The organism is Chitinophaga costaii, assembly GCF_900094705.1.
GTDB lineage: Bacteria > Bacteroidota > Bacteroidia > Chitinophagales > Chitinophagaceae > Chitinophaga > Chitinophaga costaii.
The window spans coordinates 189,079-207,230 of record NZ_FMAR01000001.1; the positions used below are offsets into that span (position 1 = coordinate 189,079).

An 18,152-nucleotide genomic window follows, 5' to 3' on the forward strand; every position below is an offset into this window, starting at 1 on the left:
AACAGCCATACGCAAACACACGATAAATAACATCTCATGATAAACCATTTGAAAAAAAATGCCGTACAAATAGAATGGGTGGGAAATGCACCAGGTAAGGAAAAGAAAATTGCTATGCTGGTCCCGCAATTCAATGAGAGCAAAAATCACAATTTTGAGTCAAGGCTCTGTTATTTTAAAACGATCTCCAAAAGCCATGAGCAGGAAATCGACCTGATCATTATCGATGACGGCTCTACGGATAACAGCCTTGAAATCATTAACCAATACCTGCTAAAAAATCCGGGCGCCTTTTACCTGGCATCCATACGGCCCAATGCCAGTAAGGTAGGCGCGCTTTTTCTTACGGCGCTGTCTATTTCACATGAGTATGTAATCCTTTCTGATTTCGACACAGATACCATTGGCTTACAGCATATGCTCAACAGTATCTCTGAGCTATCCAGCGATGTGCGGCTCATGGGAGGCTACTTCCGGATGCTGCCCTTTGAAGGCACCGGGCATATTTTCCGCTATCAGCAACTGGAATATACCATTGCCCGCAGCCTGTATAAATTTCATGCAGCAGAAAAAAGTATCCGCGTAATGCCCGGCGCCGGCTCCTGTTTCAAGCGCCAGGTACTGGTAGACATCTACCATCATCACAGTGGTTTAAGAAACGGAGAAGACCGGGAAGCCACTGTGCTCGGCTTAAAACTGGGATACAAAACCATCTATCTCAATAATATTCTCGCCCTCACACGACCTCCTCTTTCTATGAAAGCGCTCATAAAACAAAGAATACGCTGGAACCTTGGTTACCTGGAAACGCTTGCAAAAGAACGTAATTACTACCTCCGCCTCATTGCCCGCGGAAAGAAAATCGGATTGGTTACCTTTATGGACCTCCTCACCATTGCATTTATTGTATTGCTCCCCGTGATGCTGCTTACAACGTTGTTTCTCAGCCCGGTTTACTTCTTAATCAGTATCCTGGCAATATATATTTCACAGGTCGCATGGTGCGGCTACCTGATTTCCTCCGCACCACATGAAGCCCATGAATTTAAAAGCCGGCAGATAGAGGTGATCCTCGCCTACCCTGTACTGAAAATTGCGGTAGACTACTGCGCCTGGATGGGCGCCATTATTAAATACTTCAAACATCCAAAAGTAAAGGCGGTGCATTCACCGTTCCAGATACCCGCCGAAAAGGCAAAGCGCAAAGCAGAAAAAGCAAAAGCGTCGTAAGCAGGCGTTAATACCACTTAACGATATGCTAGAGGCCGTCTCATAAATATTTGAGGCGGCCTCTTGTATTAAGGGCTTATTTTTATCATTCTGAGATAAACTTTAAAAACGGAGTACTTTGCCTATCATTTTAAGCAGCCTTTTTGCGGAGATTATGTGCTAATGCTAATAATCCTACTTCTATACTTAAGCAGCTATAGCAAGACAGACGAAGATGCCACCTTCATGCGAATGAAGGAAGATCATATGAAAAACGGGCAATTAAAGCCAGCCTATAACTTACAGATAAGTACCAATAATCAATACATTGTCAATTACAGTCTTCATCAGAATACCACCGACACCAACACCCTGGAGCAACATCTGAATACGTTTATCAAACTGTATGAGAAGAAACCTGTTAATATCACTGCTGATGCAGGTTATGGAAGCGAGCAAAACTACGGGTGGCTTGAAAAAAAGCGAATTACAGCTTATGTGAAGTATAATCATTTTGACTGACCTCCCCCCAATAAATCGGGCAATTGAAAAGTAGAGAAATCGGGCAATAATTCATAATTTAAACATGAAAGATTGCTCATGAAAAAAACAAAATTTACCGAAAGCCAGATTGTGTTTGCGCTTAAGCAGGCGGACAGTGGTGTAAAGATCCAAGAAGTATGCCGGCAAATGGGTGTCAGCGAAGCTACTTTTTACAACTGGAAGAAAAAGTATGGAGGACTTGGAATGAGTGAGCTAAGGCAACTGAAGCAACTTCAGGACGAAAATGCGAAGCTGAAGCAGATTGTCGCAGATTTAAGCCTGGACAAACAGATGTTGCAGGATGTGCTAAAAAAAATCTTTGAAAACCCGTCAACTACGGCAGTTGGTAACCCATTTAACTGCCGACTACCAGGTATCCCTTCGAAGAGCCTGCCGCGTAGTTTGCATGCCCTGGTCCAATTGGCATTACCGTTCGCGCCGCCGAGAAGATCGGCACCTTCGCCAACGAATGCGCGAGATTGCAGAGGCGAGGGTCAGATATGGGATGTGGCGGATTTACATACTGTTACGCAGAGAGGGGTTTAAGGACAATCATAAAAGGATTCATAGGATCTACAAAGAAGAAGGGCTTAACCTACGCAGCAAAAGACCACGAAGGAATAAATCAGCGGCACACCGTCTGGAAAGACCCAATATCACTAATTTACACCAATGTTGGAGCATGGATTTCGTAGCCGATGCTCTCTTCGACGGACGTAAATTCAGGTCGTTAACTATAGTCGATAATTTTAGTCGCTACTGCCATGCGATCCGGGTCGGGAAATCCATCAAGGGGATAGATGTAGTGGAGGCTCTGGAAACTCTTAAGCGGGAGAATGGCACCGTCCCAAAACGGATACAAGTCGATAATGGAAGTGAATTTATCTCGAAGGATTTTGATCGATGGGCATATGAAAACAAGGTTGTGCTGGACTATTCTAGACCAGGTAAACCTACAGACAACCCATTCATAGAATCCTTCAACGGTTCATTCAGGGATGAGTGCTTAAACGTAAACTGGTTCTTATCCTTGGATGATGCCTATGAGAAAATTAGCAACTGGGTACAAGAGTATAATACCTTTAGACCACATAGCTCATTAAACGAGCTAACACCTGCTCAGTTTGTAGCCAATTGCAAACAGAACGAATATTGAGATGGTAGAAATAAAAATAAATCCTGATGATAAAAAGACGTCTTTTGCGGCAGTAGAATATAACAACTCTAAGTGGAAAAGAATACAGGAGAAGCCGTTCTACCAGCGATGTTGCAATTGGACAGGTACAATAGATAAAGGGCAAGCAAATTACCGACCCCTCTAATGAGGGGTCGCAACAGCATTTTTATCGCCCCGCGAATAATTTCCGGTCAATGCTCCAATAATCAAGCAGGCAATATAATATACCTTTCAATTCAACGGCAGAGCTATTATGGCTTACAAATTCCTTACTCATAGCCAGTTGTTCAAACTCTTTTGCTGTAGATTCTGTTTTATGTTGACCCATCATTCTGTTTTATGCTCACCCACCATTCTGGGATGTTGACCCAGCAATTTTGAAGGTCTTCCAGAATTTTTATTCATCGATTCTGGCATGTTGACCCACCCAGGTTGCACTTTTGGTCACGAAGTACCATTGTCATTCTGGCATGTTGACCCACCTGCAAGTAGAAGATAATGAGTAAGCGCTTTTTACGGTCATTTGCTCCAAAAAACAGGAGCATGGCACAAAAGCCCATAGCAATGGAACAGTTAAAACAGATCCTTCAACTTCAGCAGGATGGTATTGGTATACGGGAGATCGCTCGCCGGACTGGTATCAGCCGTAACAGCGTTCGTAAATACATTGGTCTACTTGCAAAAGATGCCCCTGTTGAAGCATGGGATAACAAAACGCTGGCTGATAGAGCCTATGGCAATGATAGCCTCAACCATGATACGGACCGATTACAGCAACTGATTATCCATTTTCAATATGCTCAGGGTGAACTCAATAAGACCGGTGTAACCCGCCAATTAATTTGGCAAGAGTACATCGGACAGCATCCAGATGGTTATGTATACAGCCATTATTGCCACCACCTTAATCTATATTTGAAAAACAGGGACCTGTCCATGCACCTGGAATACCATGTAGCAGATATGATTATGATTGACTTTGCAGGCAAAAAGCTCTCTTACATAGATCCCTCTACCGGCGAGGTTATTCAATGCCAGACCTTTGTTGCCATCCTCCCTTTTAGCGGTCTTATTTTCTGTCTGGCAGTACACACCCAGCAAACCGCAGATTTTACCACCTGTATCAATGCTATGCTGAGGTTCTATAGCGGTGTACCGGCTACTATTCTATGTGACAATCTAAAAACTGCAGTAACCCAGCCTAGCCGGTATGAACCCGTATTTACAGATATATGCCACCAGCTCAGCGAGCATTACAACACCACCTTCAGCGCAACCCGCCCTTACAGTCCCCGGGATAAAGTAATGGTAGAACGTGCTGTTAATATTGTTTATACACACGTATATGCCCCTTTAAGAAACCGGGAGTTTACCAGCCTGCAAACACTTAATGCTGCGATGCAAGAACAGCTACTACTGCTCAATAACAAGCCTTACAAGCATACTCCTTGTAGCCGCTGGTACTATTTTGAGCAGCAGGAACGTAGTGCCCTTAAGGCATTACCTACTGAGCCCTTTAGCGCTAAAAAAGTGGCCACCCTTACTGTTCAACGCAATTATCATATACAACTCTCGGAAGATCACCATTACTTCAGTGTGCCGTATGTGCATGTAGGAAAAAAGGTAAAAGTATTGTATGATCACCGGACAGTAGAAATATACCTGGACTATCAACGCATCGCACTACATATACGCAATAGCCACAAGAAGGCCTACACGACACTTGCCGAACATATGCCTCCTCATCACCAGCATATGCAACAGATTAAAGGCTGGAATCGTGATGACCTGCTATCCAAGGCGAACCGTATTGGGGCTTCTACCCATCAGGCAGCGGTACTCATGTTAGAAAATAGTATTTACATCGAACAGAATTATAAAGCTTGTTTCGGCATGTTGATGCTCGCCAAAAAATACGGGACCGGGCGATTGGAGGCGGCCTGCCGCCGTATACTACAAGGTACCCGCGTTAATTATACAATGATCAAGAACGTACTGGAACGCGGCCTTGATAAGCAGCTACCGCAGGTGGGTACGCCACCAACACCAACTCACGAGAACATCAGGGGGAAAGAGCATTATCAATAATCATATAAACTAAAAAACAATGAACACTACGCAAACGCTTCAGCAAATGCAACAACTCCGATTACAGGGTATGTACCAAGCCTATCGCTCCCAGCTTGAATTATCTATGGACAAGCAAATGGACGGTCATGAACTAATAGCCCACCTGCTTCAGTCAGAAGAACTAAACCGGGCCAATGAAAAAACAACACTTTGCCTTAAACTCGCGAAGCTTCGTTTACCTGTTACCATAGAACAGGTGGAATGCAGTCCGGCCAGGAATATTACCAGACAGCAATTGTCCATACTGGCAGAAGGGCGCTATATGCTGCAGGGAGAAAATATTTTGATTACTGGTGCCACTGGTTGCGGAAAAAGCCACCTTGCCTGCGCTCTTGGACACCAGGCATGCCTACATGGTTACAAAACTATTTATCTAAATATGAACCGGCTTGCAGAGAAAATTACCTTATCCAGGCTGGATGGTTACTACATTAAATTATTAAATCACCTGGAACGACAAGCCTTGGTCATCCTCGATGACTTTGGATTAGCGCCGATGACCCAGGATATGCGACTTACATTATTACAGTTACTGGAGGACCGGTATGGCAAAAAAAGTATCATAATTACCTCACAACTACCGGTTGCAAAATGGCACGAATACATAAACGACCCCACGCTTGCCGATGCCATCCTTGACAGAATGACAGCTAACTCTCATCGGGTTGAACTAAAGGGAGAATCGCTGAGAAGAAAAAAAGAGAATGCTAATCAATAACACTTTGTATTTTTAATCCACATCAAGCTCTTACTCTTATTGCCTGCTTCGCAGGTGGGTCAACATCATCAGAATATACACATTGTTGTATCATGTCGGTAAATACCGGCTCATAACGGCAGCTTTTACTCACCATCTGCTTCATGTTGTCTGTCTTCAGACTGGCTGGCACGCCTCCAAAATATTGCAGGCAATTGTTCAACGCTTTTACCAGGTGAGGAAGGCTGGCATCCGGCAGGGCAGCTATATAGCTATAACCGCTGTAAGGCAATACACAAACCAGTACCGGGCAATAGATCACCTCCCCTGTCCCGCGGTCTGTGTAACACAGTTTATCACCGGCAAAATCAATCATCATCATCTGACCCGGTGGGTGCTCAAAATGCATGGAGATATCTGTGATACTACTGTGGCGGGTTAGCAGGTCACAAAATTGTGAGTAGCCATAGCCACCAGGGTACTGCTGACGGTACTCTTGCCATAACAGGTGACGGGTAACGCCTGTACGTTTAAGTTCAGCCAGAAAATAACTGACGCGCTCCTCAAAAAACTGTTTCCGCTCATCTTTGACTGGTGGCTGCTCCGGGGCATAGGTCAGCTCACAAAGGGCTGCGTCCTCCAGCTCCAATAGCTGCTCCCAGGTGTAGGTAGTGGCTTTAAATCGTTGAATGTAATGCCGTACTGTATTACGGGAAATATTTAACTGGCGGGAAATCTGCCGCTCTGAATAATTACGTGCTGATTGTTGTATAATACTGCGTACAATGTGCATCTCTATAACCTTGTTAGCCATCACGATCCGGTAATTTTTACCGCAAAGCAATGGCTTGCTGATTAAATATGCTACTTGTAAGCGCTTTATAAATGGTTCACTTTGTGCCGGAATGACAGGTGCATAACCGATAAGGGTGGTTCAGTTTACTCCGGAATCTAATCTGCCAATTGAATAAACACTGCCATCAGAGTGGTTCACTTTGCCCCGGAATAACTGGTTCACTTTACTCCGGAATTAGTGGTTCACTTTACTCCGGATTATACACTCAACAAGATCTTTAAATTTTCAACAGATGTTTTTACGGCTTTATCATTCATCAATTGCGACACATTTCCTTTATACTCATCTGTTATATATTTAATCAGATCATTAACAGGCGGTGATGTTATACTTGGTATTACAATTTCTAATAACTCTTTAAATTTTTGTTGTGAAAGAGAAAATTGAAGCCTGCTGCTAATTTTCGAATCAGTAAATGAAAGACCAGCTATGTTTGCTTGATGGGAATTAAGATTCGAAAGTATTTCAGTGTATATCTCATTGGCAGAAACAGCAACACCATTACCATTAGTTAGAAAAGCTTCAACAATTGCGATTACGAACTTCTTTTCCACAGACTTTGGAATTTTTAAAGGCTTTCCTATGATTCGTAAAAGCTGCTTAGCAAATGCAGGTTCATTGTAGAAGTTATTGAACCCTCTATGCGCAGATAGTAGATTATCAATTGTGTTATCGATTTCTATAGCTCTTAAGTCATCAGGGATATAGCTTTCAGCACTAACAATTTGCAGAAATTGTCTTGATAATTTTTTCTCATCTTGACTATTATTAGCCGTAAAATGAGCGTATTTTAAACCGAACGATTGTTTTACATCTTCGTCAACACGTCCCCATATCTCTGGAAGCAAAAGATTTATATTTTGATGGGTTTGGCTCGTGGTTTCAGGCCTTACATATATCCCAAAGAAACCCGATACAAGATTATTAATTTGCTCTTGTATCAAACTTGTAGAAAACACAGCAATTTCTTGAGCATTCTTTGCTGAAATTGCAGTATTCTTGACGCCCTGAAGAAGTTGCTTTATTCTTATCGTAACATTTGAAATTGGTAAGGTAATGACTTCCTTTATACAGGTTTCAAGCCAAGAAACTAATTGTAACCCTGTTATCTCACTATTATTGGGATGAGCCGCACTTGCCCAATTTCTCATATAATTAATATATTCCAAATGTTTAAATCCTAAGTCGGAAATTAGCCCAATCTCTTTGGCACCTTTTATCAGGTCGTAGTCATCTACTTTATCTAAGTCACTCTCATCTTTTAGACGTTTTCTTCTATCACCTGTAACTGCATTATCATAAAAAAATTCAATATCATACTGAGAAACACGTTTCCTTATTTGCAAAATCGTTTCATCCCAAAGATAATTTAGCGATGCATCAAAAAGTCCGGATGCGGTACTTGCAATGAATTTCGACAAGTAAAGAGACTGCTGCTTTTTTTCTAGAGTGAGTTGACCTAGAACAGTATTTAAGTTCTTAAAAACATTAACCCTCTCAGGAATGCCTGCAAAAACGCCATCAGTGGGCAAGGAGTGAAAAATTAGAACCTGTTTTAAGTTGGTTTCAAATTCGTTTAGTTGTATTAAGCCATTCTGGGCCTGCTGATTTTGGGGTAAATTTTCGTTCATTGTATTTTCTTTAGGATTGCTGTTAACACTAAAATATATAAATAATCTCCAAGCAACTTCAGTCCCTTCTTTGGTGATCTTAACTGCATATATTAACACTCCTATAATAGTGACACGTATACCAGCTGCTGAACTCAAAAGAGCCTATATCTTCTGAGTTAATTCTTAAATGGGATATTCCGCGGTTATCCATTTTTGAAATTAGGTATTCGATACTAACATCGTCGCGATTAGAGATAATAAGTGTATTGGGCATATGTGAAATGATCAAGTCCGGGAATTCATTAGCAGTCACTATGCTCAGATGCATCTGCTGCCTCTCTCGTTTTGGCTATCATGGTCTGATAAGTAGAGGTATTAGGTATTGGCACATATACTAATTTATCTCCGCCACATTTCTCAAATGTTAGAGGGGTGTTTAGGTGAGTTTTAGATTGATTTTCTTCCCTAAAAAGCAGAATCGGATTTGCTATTTTCACAACTATGAGTGTTCTGATGTATCAACGGCCTCTCTTGACCTAGTTATCAAGGTTTGAGCAACAAAGAAAGCATCAACTTTTGTATTTGTAAAATTGCCTTGAACAAATAGCGTTGATGAATCATTTTCGTTGGGGAAATCATATCCACAGAAATCATTTAACTCTCTAAATTCGAGAATAGGGTTCTTAATTTCCATGTTTATGAATGTTCTGATGAATCGACCGCTTCACATGATTTTGTAATCAAAGTTTGATATTGGCATTGTGTATTTTTGTCACTCCGTGAAGAACTATTTGTTGAAATGGCATCTAGATTTCGAATTTTATTTTCCTGAATAGTTCGGAAATTAAGTATTGGATTTGCTTGTTCATTAGTGTTCATGACGACAGAAATTGCTAACTAATATTACGATTATTTTCTCACTCGCTGAATAATTATTGATCCCGATTACGACTTCATTGGCATCAATTAGGGCAACAAAAATTTTAGGGTTCGGCAACAGGGATATTATTGGAACAAGTTAAGAAAAATAGTGGATAATCAAAAAAAATATACCGATAACTAATAGGCCAGCGCCGCTAACCTTTTCACTAAATAATTATGAAACTATTAATATTTACATCCTCATTAGTACAGATGAAGATTGTGGCAATCTCTAGGATTGTATTTGTCTGATTTTCACGGTGTGCTTTGGGTGGAGAAATGTCGTACTGTCTTGTAACATTTCCCATTTTCAACAGTTGGGTTAACTAATCTGTTTTTTATATAAAAACATGAAAAATGCCACCATTTACATCCGTGTGAGTACAGATGAGCAAGCACTTAAGGGATACTCACAACGAAATCAAGAGGAGCATTTGCTCAAATTTTGCTGTGCAAATGACATTGAAATACTCGATATCATTCGCGAAGATCATTCTGCAAAAAGTTTTGACCGACCTGAATGGAAGGCCCTGCTGCGGTCATTTAATGAAAAAAAGAACATCCGTCCGAATCTTATCCTTTTCACTCGCTGGGATCGTTTTAGCAGAAATGCAGCTGATGCATATTACATGATCTCATTACTCAAGAAAATGAACATTGAGGTCCAGGCAATAGATCAGCCCCTTGATTTATCTATTCCTGAGAATAAGCTGATGCTGGCCATTTATCTTGCTACCTCCGAAGTTGAAAATGACCGGAGAGCCCTGAACGTAAAACAAGGGATGAATACAGCACGACGAGAAGGCCGGTGGACGGGGAAGGCGCCGATTGGGTACAGGAATACCATAACCTCGGAAGGTAAGAAGATAATAGTTCCCTATGAGCATGAAGCAAATATTATCCGTAGCGTATTCGAAAACCTGACATATGGAACCGACAGCATCAGGCTAGCTCATAAAAAAGCCGCTGACCAGGGGCTGCGGTGCAGTTTAAATAATTTCTGGCATCTTATCCATAACCCGGTTTATTGTGGGAAGCTGCTTATTTCCTCCAATAATGGTAGTAATTCCCATTTGGTTTGCGGGATTCATGAAAAGATAATTGCGGAAGATTTATTTTACGGAGTCCAACAGATTTTAAAAAGCAGAAAAGGTGCCCCACAACCTAAAATCATTCATCACACCCAATTTCCATTGAGAGGATATGTTTTTTGCTCAATATACCAAAAGAGGCTTACCGGTAGTGCGTCAGAGGGGAGAAGTCGTAAATATTACTATTACCACTGCACAGCCACTTGCGGCTTCAGGTGTAGGGCGGATGTCATCAATGAAAGGTTTATAAAAGAATTGGAGAAGTTGGTTGTAGATGAATTTTATGAGGGGCTGTTTACACAAACTTTGAAAATGCAATTTAAGGATTTATTTAACAATGGAAATGCCATGCAGGCTCAAATAACGAAAAACATTGAGCGATTATTCGAGCGGGCGATCAAGGCAAGAGAACTGTTGTTGTTGGGAGAAATTGATGGCGATGACTATTTAGCTATTAAACAAGACTGCGAGAGAAGAATAAACAGTTTGGGCCCGAATCTTCATACGGCGGCTTTGATGATCTGCCAATCGGAGCGGCTGCTTAAAGAGGCAACTGGCAAGCTTTCAAATCTGCGGGTGACATATGAGAATGCGGATATAGTCGAAAAGAGAAAAATAATTAAGGCTATTACTACTGGCAGGATTGTACTTGATAAAGATAGATTTCATTCTCTATTCAATGTGGCGATGTTGATTATTTGCAATCAAGACGCCCCAATAATAACCGATGAACAACAAAGCCGTACACCCAATTTTCCAAAAAATACGTATCGGATTGATAACAGTGAGGACAAAATTTTGAAAATTATAATGTTTGAACGTAATAGGAATGTAGTCATCAATCGTGATACAGCAGAACAAGTGTTGACGTTGTTAAAATCTTTTGCAGTAGATATTTTCAGTGAGTTTAAAGTCTAACAAAGCATGGACACTGCAAGGGTTCGAGTACCAAATGCTATTTTGCAATGTTCATGAAATATTTAGTTTGATGAAACCCGACAAAACTAAGTAACGGGCTATATTTCAGTGGTTTGTTTTTTATGCAGCGAATTTCTTACAGATTATTCCTGAGTTTGTCAACCACAATTTCCAAAATTTTGTGAGTATAATTTATGTGACTAAATAACTGATTTTCAATTTATTGCAAATGAAAAAGGGGCACAACTTTTCATATTAAAAGTTGTGCCCCTTTGTGAACCGGTTGGGACTCGAACCCAAGACCCATACATTAAAAGTGTATTGCTCTACCAACTGAGCTACCGATTCATACCCCGTTTGTGATTGGGAGTGCAAAGATAGGAATTAATCATTTCCTTCCAAATATTTCGATAACTATTTTCATCTTCCTGGCGCAAACGTAAGGTGGTAGCGGATATTAGGATCGTCGCTGTGTGCTCCGTCGAAAACGTGCAATGGATAATACCGGCCCTGTACCCAATCACTCACCATATTATCATAGTAAGGCGAACCGGGATTACCGCTTTGTCCGCCAGGGTAAATACCGTAGGCTTCGGTTTGTGCTGTTAGTTCTACTACCATGCGCCAGGATGGACCATGGCCTTGCTTGGTAGCGTTTACAATGTGCGGTCCGCCGCCGGTGCGCAGGTGCATGCGGCTGAATGCCGGCAGGCGGGCCAGGTGCTGAATATCCGTACCCCGGGCAAGGCCCAGTGCCAGGTGACCGGTTCTATCCAGCGAATCGGCGGTGCTGACTGCCTTTACAAAAGCTTGTTGTACCAGTTGGGAAAGATCTTCTTGTTGGGGCGTATGCACATCATCGATAAAGTGCATAGAGGAGTCGCGTAGCAGCCATTGCAAGGTCGTAACCGAGGCAGGACGTTCCAGCACAAGATTATCACCGCGGTCCAGGTCATCGTCCCAAAGGCCGGCTTCCAGGTTAGCCCACCATAGGTTAAATACGGTAGCTGCTTTACTTTGGGCATCGGCCACCAGGTTCCAGTGTGCAACCAGATCGTAGTATTGTACCTGCGTTTTCGTGAGCAAAGCTGGCTTAAAATGCCGTTCCAGCAAGGGAATAGCGGCACGTGCAAAAAGATTGGTATAATCCGTTTGCAAAGCCTTCATATCATCGCTGGTAATTTGATCCATGGCCGCCAGTTGTTCATTGATCCGCTTGCCCCGGAACACATCGTACGATCCAATGACGGGGTAAGGATAGGTAGTATCTGTAGGATTTTGATTGGCAGATGCAATAAATCCGCGTTCGGGATTTTTAATGTGGGGGTTTTCTTCCTGGGGAATAAAACCCTGCCAGTCGAACGTAGTGTCTGTGCCAGGCAGCAGGTATTGGCCCTGGCCCTTCCAGCGCAGGGGATACTGCCCGTTGTGCCAGATGGCAATGTCGCCGTCCTTGCTGGCAAAGGCGAAGTTCTGTGCAGGGCAGGCGTAGGTTTTCAACGCATCCACATACGCTTCATAATTCTTGGCGTGGTTCAGCTTCAGGAAGGTCATCAACTCATCCGATGGGTCATGGGCTTTCCAACGCATAGCGATGGCGCGTTTATCGCCATTTTTTTGGGGAAAAGCGGTATCGTATATCACCGGCCCCCAGTGGGTGTATGCCACCGTATCGTGCAGGGTGGCGGCGCCGCGTATCACGATATCTTCTATGCGGGGCGTGGTGGGCTGAAAGCTGCCGTTGAACAAATATTGACGGCCATGATCGTTGAGCTGCACGAGGTAATAATCTTTAACATCTTCTTCCGCATTGGTAACGCCCCAGGCAATGTGGTCATTAAACCCGATCACCACGCCGGGTGCGCCGGGCAGGGAGGCGCCGTACACGTTCATGTCGTTTACTTTTATCTGCACTTCATACCATAGCGATGGCAGGTGCAGGCCCAGATGAGGATCGCTGCACAGAATAGGCGCGCCGGAGCGGGTTTTGCGTCCGCTCACGGCCCAATTATTAGAGCCGTTGTCCAGGTCGGGCTTATCCTGTTTAAAGTGTAACAATTGCTGTACGCCGGAGATCACGCTATCCGGCGGGGCTATGGCCTTTACGGAGGGAGCCGGATATGCGGTACCAATAGGAATGATAGGATCAAGGGAATCGTTGCGGCTGGGATACATCTTGCTGGCATCGGCCACGCCAAAGAGGTGGCAGGCATTGGTAAAATCCATATCGTTGTCGTAACCCGCCAGGTCGTCTGCCATGTATTTAAGCAGCAGCGCGCATTTCAGCGGGGTCCAGTCTTCGGGTTGATAATCCAGCAATTTATATTCCACCGGCAGGTGGGCGGCATCCAGTTGGTGGATGTAAGCATTCACGCCGGCGGTATAAGCATCTACCGCCTGTTTGGTAATGGTGTCCTGCTCCATCACGCGCAGCGAGTTTTCTGCGCCATACACCATGCCTTTGCGGCGCTGCATCCGGTCGAAGTGCAGGGTAACACGGCCCAATATTTCCGACAGGCGGCCAGCGGCGGCGCGGGTTTGCAGTTCCATTTGCCAGAGGCGGTCGCGCGCGTGCAGGTAGCCCTCCACGTAATAGGCATCGGGCAGGTTGGTAGCAAAGATATGGGGTACCATGCGCTCATCCAGCCACACGTTTACCTTCCCGGTAAGGGCGGGCAGCCGCAGGTCTTCGTTATAATTTTTGCTGATGGGCGTTGCGTTTTGCCAGAAGCCTTGCTGGGGGCTGAGGAGTTTACCAAAAGGCGGTACGCTGCCCCATTTATGGCCCAGTACAAAAATGAGGACCAGCGTAACAATGGCACTGCTGAAAAAGGGAAGGATTCTCATAATGGTAAAGTACGAAAATTGTATAGCTTATGCACCGGCCCGTACTATTTCTATGAGGCGCGCCACTTCTGCACGGGTATTAAAACTATGCAGCACTACCCGCAGCCGCTCCTGTCCTTTGGGTACCGTGGGATGCAGGATGGCCCGCACATCCAGTCCGCCGGCCTGCAATTGCTCCGCCAGCCTGCGAACAGCCACATTGCCCGGTGCCAGAATGGGTTGAATGGGGGTTTGGCTGGGCAGTAACCGCCCAGCGGGCAATGCCTCCCGCAATTGTACAATGAGTTGCTGCAAATGCAGCCGCTCCGCATCCATGCCCGGAAACAGGCTGTAAGCCGCCACGATGGCGGCAATGGAAGCCGGTGGCAATGCGGTGGTATAAATGAAGGACCGGGAAAAATTGATCAGGTAATCGCGCAGCAGGGCAGATCCCAGCACAATAGCCCCATGGCAGCCCACCGCCTTGCCGAAGGTGTGTACCCTTGCAAAACAATAAGGCACCAGCCCAAGGTGCTGCACCAGCCCTTCTCCCTGCGCGCCAATTACACCGGTAGCATGGGCTTCGTCTACGATAAGGTAAGCGCCCGTTTCACGACATAGCGCCGCCATGGCGGCCAGGGGGGCCTGATCGCCATCCATGGAATACACCGACTCTACGGCCACGAATACACGCCCGCTGCCGTGGCCTACTTTTTTCCGGAGGTCTTCCAGGTCGTTGTGTACAAAAGAGAATGCCTGCGCCCGCGATAAACGGATGCCATCCCGGATGCTGGCATGTATCAGCGCATCGTACACGATGGTATCGCCCTTCTGGGGTACGCAGGAAAACAGGCCCACATTGGCATCGTAACCCGCATTAAAAAGAAGACCGGCACTCGCCTGATGAAAGGCCGCCAGTTGCGTTTCTGCGGCCATTATGGCCGCATAGTTTCCCGCCAGCAGGCGCGACCCGGTACTGCCCGGACGCTGATCGCCGGCGGCTAATATGGACTGCACCTTCGCCTGCATGGCCGCACTGGCCGCCAGCCCCAGGTAATCATTGGAACAAAAATCTACCTGGCCCACCGGCAGGCTCAAGGTCCGGAAAGCATGCTGCGCCCGCCGCGCGTCGAGTTGAGCATGCAGGAATTCTTCACTTTGCATGCGCCAAAGCTAATTATCTTTGCGCAACCCTGCACAGGTGATGGCTGTTCTACCGCGAAGGGGTGGTAAAAAAACCTTCGCCGGCGTTCAGCACCACAACAGGAGCACGGGATACACCCTGCCGGGTATCTTGTTTAATTTATCATCATGAGTAAAGTTTCCATTCTCGGTTTAAAACTGCCCAGCGATCCGCGTTGGGTGAACCTGGCTTCCATTTCTCTGTCGGAAGTGCTGACCGATCACGCTTTCTGCGAACAGAAGGCCGCTACCTCCTGCATTTCCCTGATCCAGCGATATCCCGAAAAAGAAAGGTTGGTGCAAGAACTGTCGCCCATCGTTACAGAAGAATGGGGGCATTTCCGCCAGGTATATGCCGAAATGCAGAAACGGGGTTTTATGCTGGGCCGCCAGCGCAAAGACATGTACGTAAATGCGCTTCAGGAACACCAGGTAAAAGGCGGCCATCCCGATGACGTGCTGCTGGATCGCCTGCTCATTTTTGCACTCATAGAAGCCCGTAGCTGCGAACGTTTCCGCCTGCTGAGTGAAGGGCTGGATGATGCATACCTGCGCGAATTTTACCGTAAGTTTATGATCTCCGAAGCAGGTCATTACCGCCTGTTCATTGACCTGGCACATGCATATTTACCGGAAGAAAAAGTGCGCACTCGCTGGCAGGAATGGTTGAAAATGGAAGCCGCTATCATGGACAACCTGGAAGTGCGGGGAGATAGAATGCATTAAAACAATGCACTAAAAATTAAACCCTACGTTTACATAAAAGCCCACAGTTTCTGATTGATCAGAGTAGATCAACGATGCTTCAATGGGACCCAATGCAGAGCTGTAACCCGCTCCCAGGGCGTACCCGCTGAGATAGTTATATTTCACCCGGGCTTTGTCTGCATAGTTATAAATAGCTACGTTGGCCCGGGGAATAATGAAGAGGTTATTCAAACACTCATACTGGTATTTTATGCCCAATGTGCTGATACTACCCGTCAGTACCTCTCCTTCGTACAAGCCGGCAAAAGGTATCTGGTAACGCACCTGGTCTGTAAGGCCACCTACGATATAGTTATTCACAATATTGGGGCGGTAGCCCAGGTTCACCGCAGCATTGGTAGAAAAATCAAATGCACTTTTGTGGCTGGCCCGCACATAATAATTTACTTTCAGTAACAACCGCCTGTAGTTATCGAAATTCAGCCTGGTCGTGTCACCGGGATTGGAAGCCTGGTAAAAATTGAAGTTGGGATGATGACTATACACCTCCCCCGCCTCCAGTTGTATGGAGACGCCTTTTGTCGGGAATACGGTGCGATTCAGTGTATTGAGTCCATAATAAAAATAAGAGTTCAGTTGCCGTGTATGCCCGCTTACTTCCACATAGGACGATATTTTGGGTTTTAGCCAGATATGTTCCCACTGCGTGGCAATGCCGAATATCATTTTATTGTTCAAAGCGTATTGCAGGCTACCACCAGCATCCAGGTATTTGCTATTGTACTCCTGAAGCTGGCGGAAGTTTTCATAAATGGGTAGGTCGTTGTTTTCAAAATTGGTGTACAAGCGGAAACCAATGTTGCGTTGCCGGCCCAGGTATTTAAGAAATTCACCCTTCAGGCGTGGGTTTTCACTCAAGCCTGCGGTAAGGAAGGCATTGGAGTTTTTAACCAGAAAGTTACGGCGGGTAATGTTTAGAATGGCGCTAACGCCTGTGTAGGTATTATAATTGAGGGCCGCCTTCACATAAGTCAGCGGTGTTTCTTCCACATGGATGTCCATCAGTACTCGGTTTCCTCCCTGAGGCTCCAGGCGGTAGGTAACTTCCTTATAGAACCGTGTTCCATATACGTTCTGCACGGCTTTATGAATCTGGTCGTCATTGTACCACTGCCCTATCTTCAGGCCGGTTTTGCCCACAAAGAAACTGGAATCGGAGTGTACCAGCCCGTTCACACGCAGGGCGGTAAGCTGCACCCGGTTGATCTCCGGCATACGGCATACTACGGGTGCCGCATCGGGATACAAGGCCCGCAGGGAATCTGCCAGGTGTTTAAAAACCGGATAAAACTGGCGGCCCAACCGCTTGCCTTTATCGATAATAGAATCCACGCTGCTGAAACTAGCCGCAGAATATTCACGTAATTCATGCTGGATAAAAACATCGGTTACCTTTCGTTCCTCTTTAAAGTCCATCGCGTCTTTGTAAAAGCCCAGCTGGTAAATCATATCCAGCGGGGTTTTCAACTCAGCAGCTTTGCGCAGTCCCTGGCCTACGTTGCTACCAATGGTGATGTTGGCCCCCATGTCTTTCAGGGTGAGTACGGGGAAGTTGCGTACTACACCGCCATCCACCAGCTTTTGATCGCCTATCTCTACGGCGCTGAACACAGATGGAATGGCGATGCTGGCCCTTACCGACATCACAATATCGCCGGAGTCCAGGGTTACCCTATCACCTGTGGCGATGTCGGTGGCGATACATTTAAAAGGAATATTGAATTTAGAAAAATCGCGCAGGTTTTGCACCGGCCAGAATAACTGTGCCAGTTGCAGCCACAGCTCCTCTCCCACAATCACGCCCGATTCCAGTTTGGGTTTGTTGCCCTGAAAAGGCACTTCCAGGGCATATTTGCCAAATTCACTTTTTTCTTCGTAACTGATTTCACTGAGCAGGGGGCGGTTGGAAAAGAGGCGCGGCCAGTTAATGCGGCGGGCGATGGCTTCGATGGTATCTGCAGAGTAACCCACGGCATAGAGTGCGCCCACAATACTACCCATGCTGGTGCCTGCCACGTAATCTATTTTCAGGCCGGCGCTGTCAATGGCTTCCAGGATGCCGATGTGGGCCAATCCCTTCGCCCCACCCCCACTCAGAGCCAAGCCTATGCGGGGCCGCTGGTCATTCGTTTGGGCCGATGCAACAAAACATGTCCCGGCAAGTACCAGGAACAACCCACAACAATAACGGTATATGCGCGCCAGAAAAACAAAATCCATC

12 protein-coding genes, 1 tRNA gene and 1 pseudogene are annotated in these 18,152 nt (G+C 45.4%); 7 read left to right on the forward strand and 7 right to left on the reverse strand.

Annotation, left to right across the window (positions count from 1 at the left end; genetic code table 11):
* The first annotated feature begins 36 nt into the window (after positions 1-36).
* The 5 genes and pseudogenes from GA0116948_RS00555 to istB all read left to right on the forward strand — a co-directional run bounded on the left by GA0116948_RS00555 (position 37) and on the right by istB (position 5,777).
* A complete protein-coding gene (locus GA0116948_RS00555; RefSeq protein WP_089707929.1) occupies positions 37-1,230 on the forward strand; it encodes a glycosyltransferase in 1,194 nt (397 codons plus the stop codon).
* A gap of 156 nt (positions 1,231-1,386) precedes the next feature.
* Positions 1,387-1,725 (forward strand): annotated as a pseudogene (locus GA0116948_RS00560) (transposase); the annotation flags it as partial.
* Between the two features lie 84 nt (positions 1,726-1,809).
* Positions 1,810-2,908 (forward strand): IS3 family transposase gene (locus GA0116948_RS00565; RefSeq protein WP_205686011.1). Its coding sequence is split into 2 segments (ribosomal slippage): positions 1,810-2,066 and positions 2,065-2,908, totalling 1,101 coding nucleotides; the frame shifts between segments, so codons are not numbered across the junction.
* Positions 2,909-3,472: 564 nt separating this feature from the next.
* Positions 3,473-5,017: an IS21 family transposase gene (istA, locus tag GA0116948_RS00570; protein WP_165798308.1), complete on the forward strand. Its 1,545-nt coding sequence runs from the start codon at positions 3,473-3,475 to the stop codon at positions 5,015-5,017.
* Between the two features lie 19 nt (positions 5,018-5,036).
* Complete coding sequence (istB, locus tag GA0116948_RS00575; RefSeq protein ID WP_089707935.1) at positions 5,037-5,777, forward strand: IS21-like element helper ATPase IstB; 741 nt, start codon at positions 5,037-5,039, stop codon at positions 5,775-5,777.
* 22 nt (positions 5,778-5,799) lie between these two features.
* On the opposite strand, the gene istA (GA0116948_RS00580) is transcribed toward istB, so the two are convergent.
* The 3 genes from istA (GA0116948_RS00580) to GA0116948_RS20945 form a co-directional block, all read right to left on the reverse strand.
* Positions 5,800-6,570: an IS21 family transposase gene (gene istA, locus GA0116948_RS00580; protein WP_089707937.1), complete on the reverse strand. Its 771-nt coding sequence runs from the start codon at positions 6,568-6,570 to the stop codon at positions 5,800-5,802.
* 239 nt (positions 6,571-6,809) lie between these two features.
* Positions 6,810-8,381, reverse strand: a complete 1,572-nt coding sequence (locus GA0116948_RS00585; protein WP_205686013.1) for a hypothetical protein — start codon at positions 8,379-8,381, stop codon at positions 6,810-6,812.
* A gap of 343 nt (positions 8,382-8,724) precedes the next feature.
* Positions 8,725-8,919, reverse strand: a complete 195-nt coding sequence (locus GA0116948_RS20945; protein WP_123891666.1) for a hypothetical protein — start codon at positions 8,917-8,919, stop codon at positions 8,725-8,727.
* Between the two features lie 577 nt (positions 8,920-9,496).
* On the opposite strand from GA0116948_RS20945, the gene GA0116948_RS00590 reads away from it, so the two are divergent.
* Positions 9,497-11,155: a recombinase family protein gene (locus GA0116948_RS00590; RefSeq protein WP_089707939.1), complete on the forward strand. Its 1,659-nt coding sequence runs from the start codon at positions 9,497-9,499 to the stop codon at positions 11,153-11,155.
* 275 nt (positions 11,156-11,430) lie between these two features.
* Here GA0116948_RS00590 and GA0116948_RS00595 read toward each other — a convergent pair.
* From GA0116948_RS00595 to GA0116948_RS00605, 3 genes are all read right to left on the reverse strand, one after another.
* Positions 11,431-11,503, reverse strand: a tRNA-Lys gene (locus tag GA0116948_RS00595).
* 72 nt (positions 11,504-11,575) lie between these two features.
* Positions 11,576-14,002: a penicillin acylase family protein gene (locus GA0116948_RS00600; RefSeq protein ID WP_089707941.1), complete on the reverse strand. Its 2,427-nt coding sequence runs from the start codon at positions 14,000-14,002 to the stop codon at positions 11,576-11,578.
* A gap of 27 nt (positions 14,003-14,029) precedes the next feature.
* A complete protein-coding gene (locus tag GA0116948_RS00605; protein ID WP_089707943.1) occupies positions 14,030-15,145 on the reverse strand; it encodes an aminotransferase class I/II-fold pyridoxal phosphate-dependent enzyme in 1,116 nt (371 codons plus the stop codon).
* 147 nt (positions 15,146-15,292) lie between these two features.
* Between GA0116948_RS00605 and miaE the strand changes: the two genes are divergently transcribed.
* Positions 15,293-15,889: a tRNA-(ms[2]io[6]A)-hydroxylase gene (miaE, locus tag GA0116948_RS00610; protein ID WP_089707945.1), complete on the forward strand. Its 597-nt coding sequence runs from the start codon at positions 15,293-15,295 to the stop codon at positions 15,887-15,889.
* A gap of 9 nt (positions 15,890-15,898) precedes the next feature.
* Here miaE and GA0116948_RS00615 read toward each other — a convergent pair whose 3' ends face one another.
* Entirely contained in the window at positions 15,899-18,151 is a 2,253-nt protein-coding gene (locus GA0116948_RS00615; RefSeq protein ID WP_089707947.1) for a patatin-like phospholipase family protein, read from the reverse strand.
* Position 18,152 lies beyond the last annotated feature (1 nt).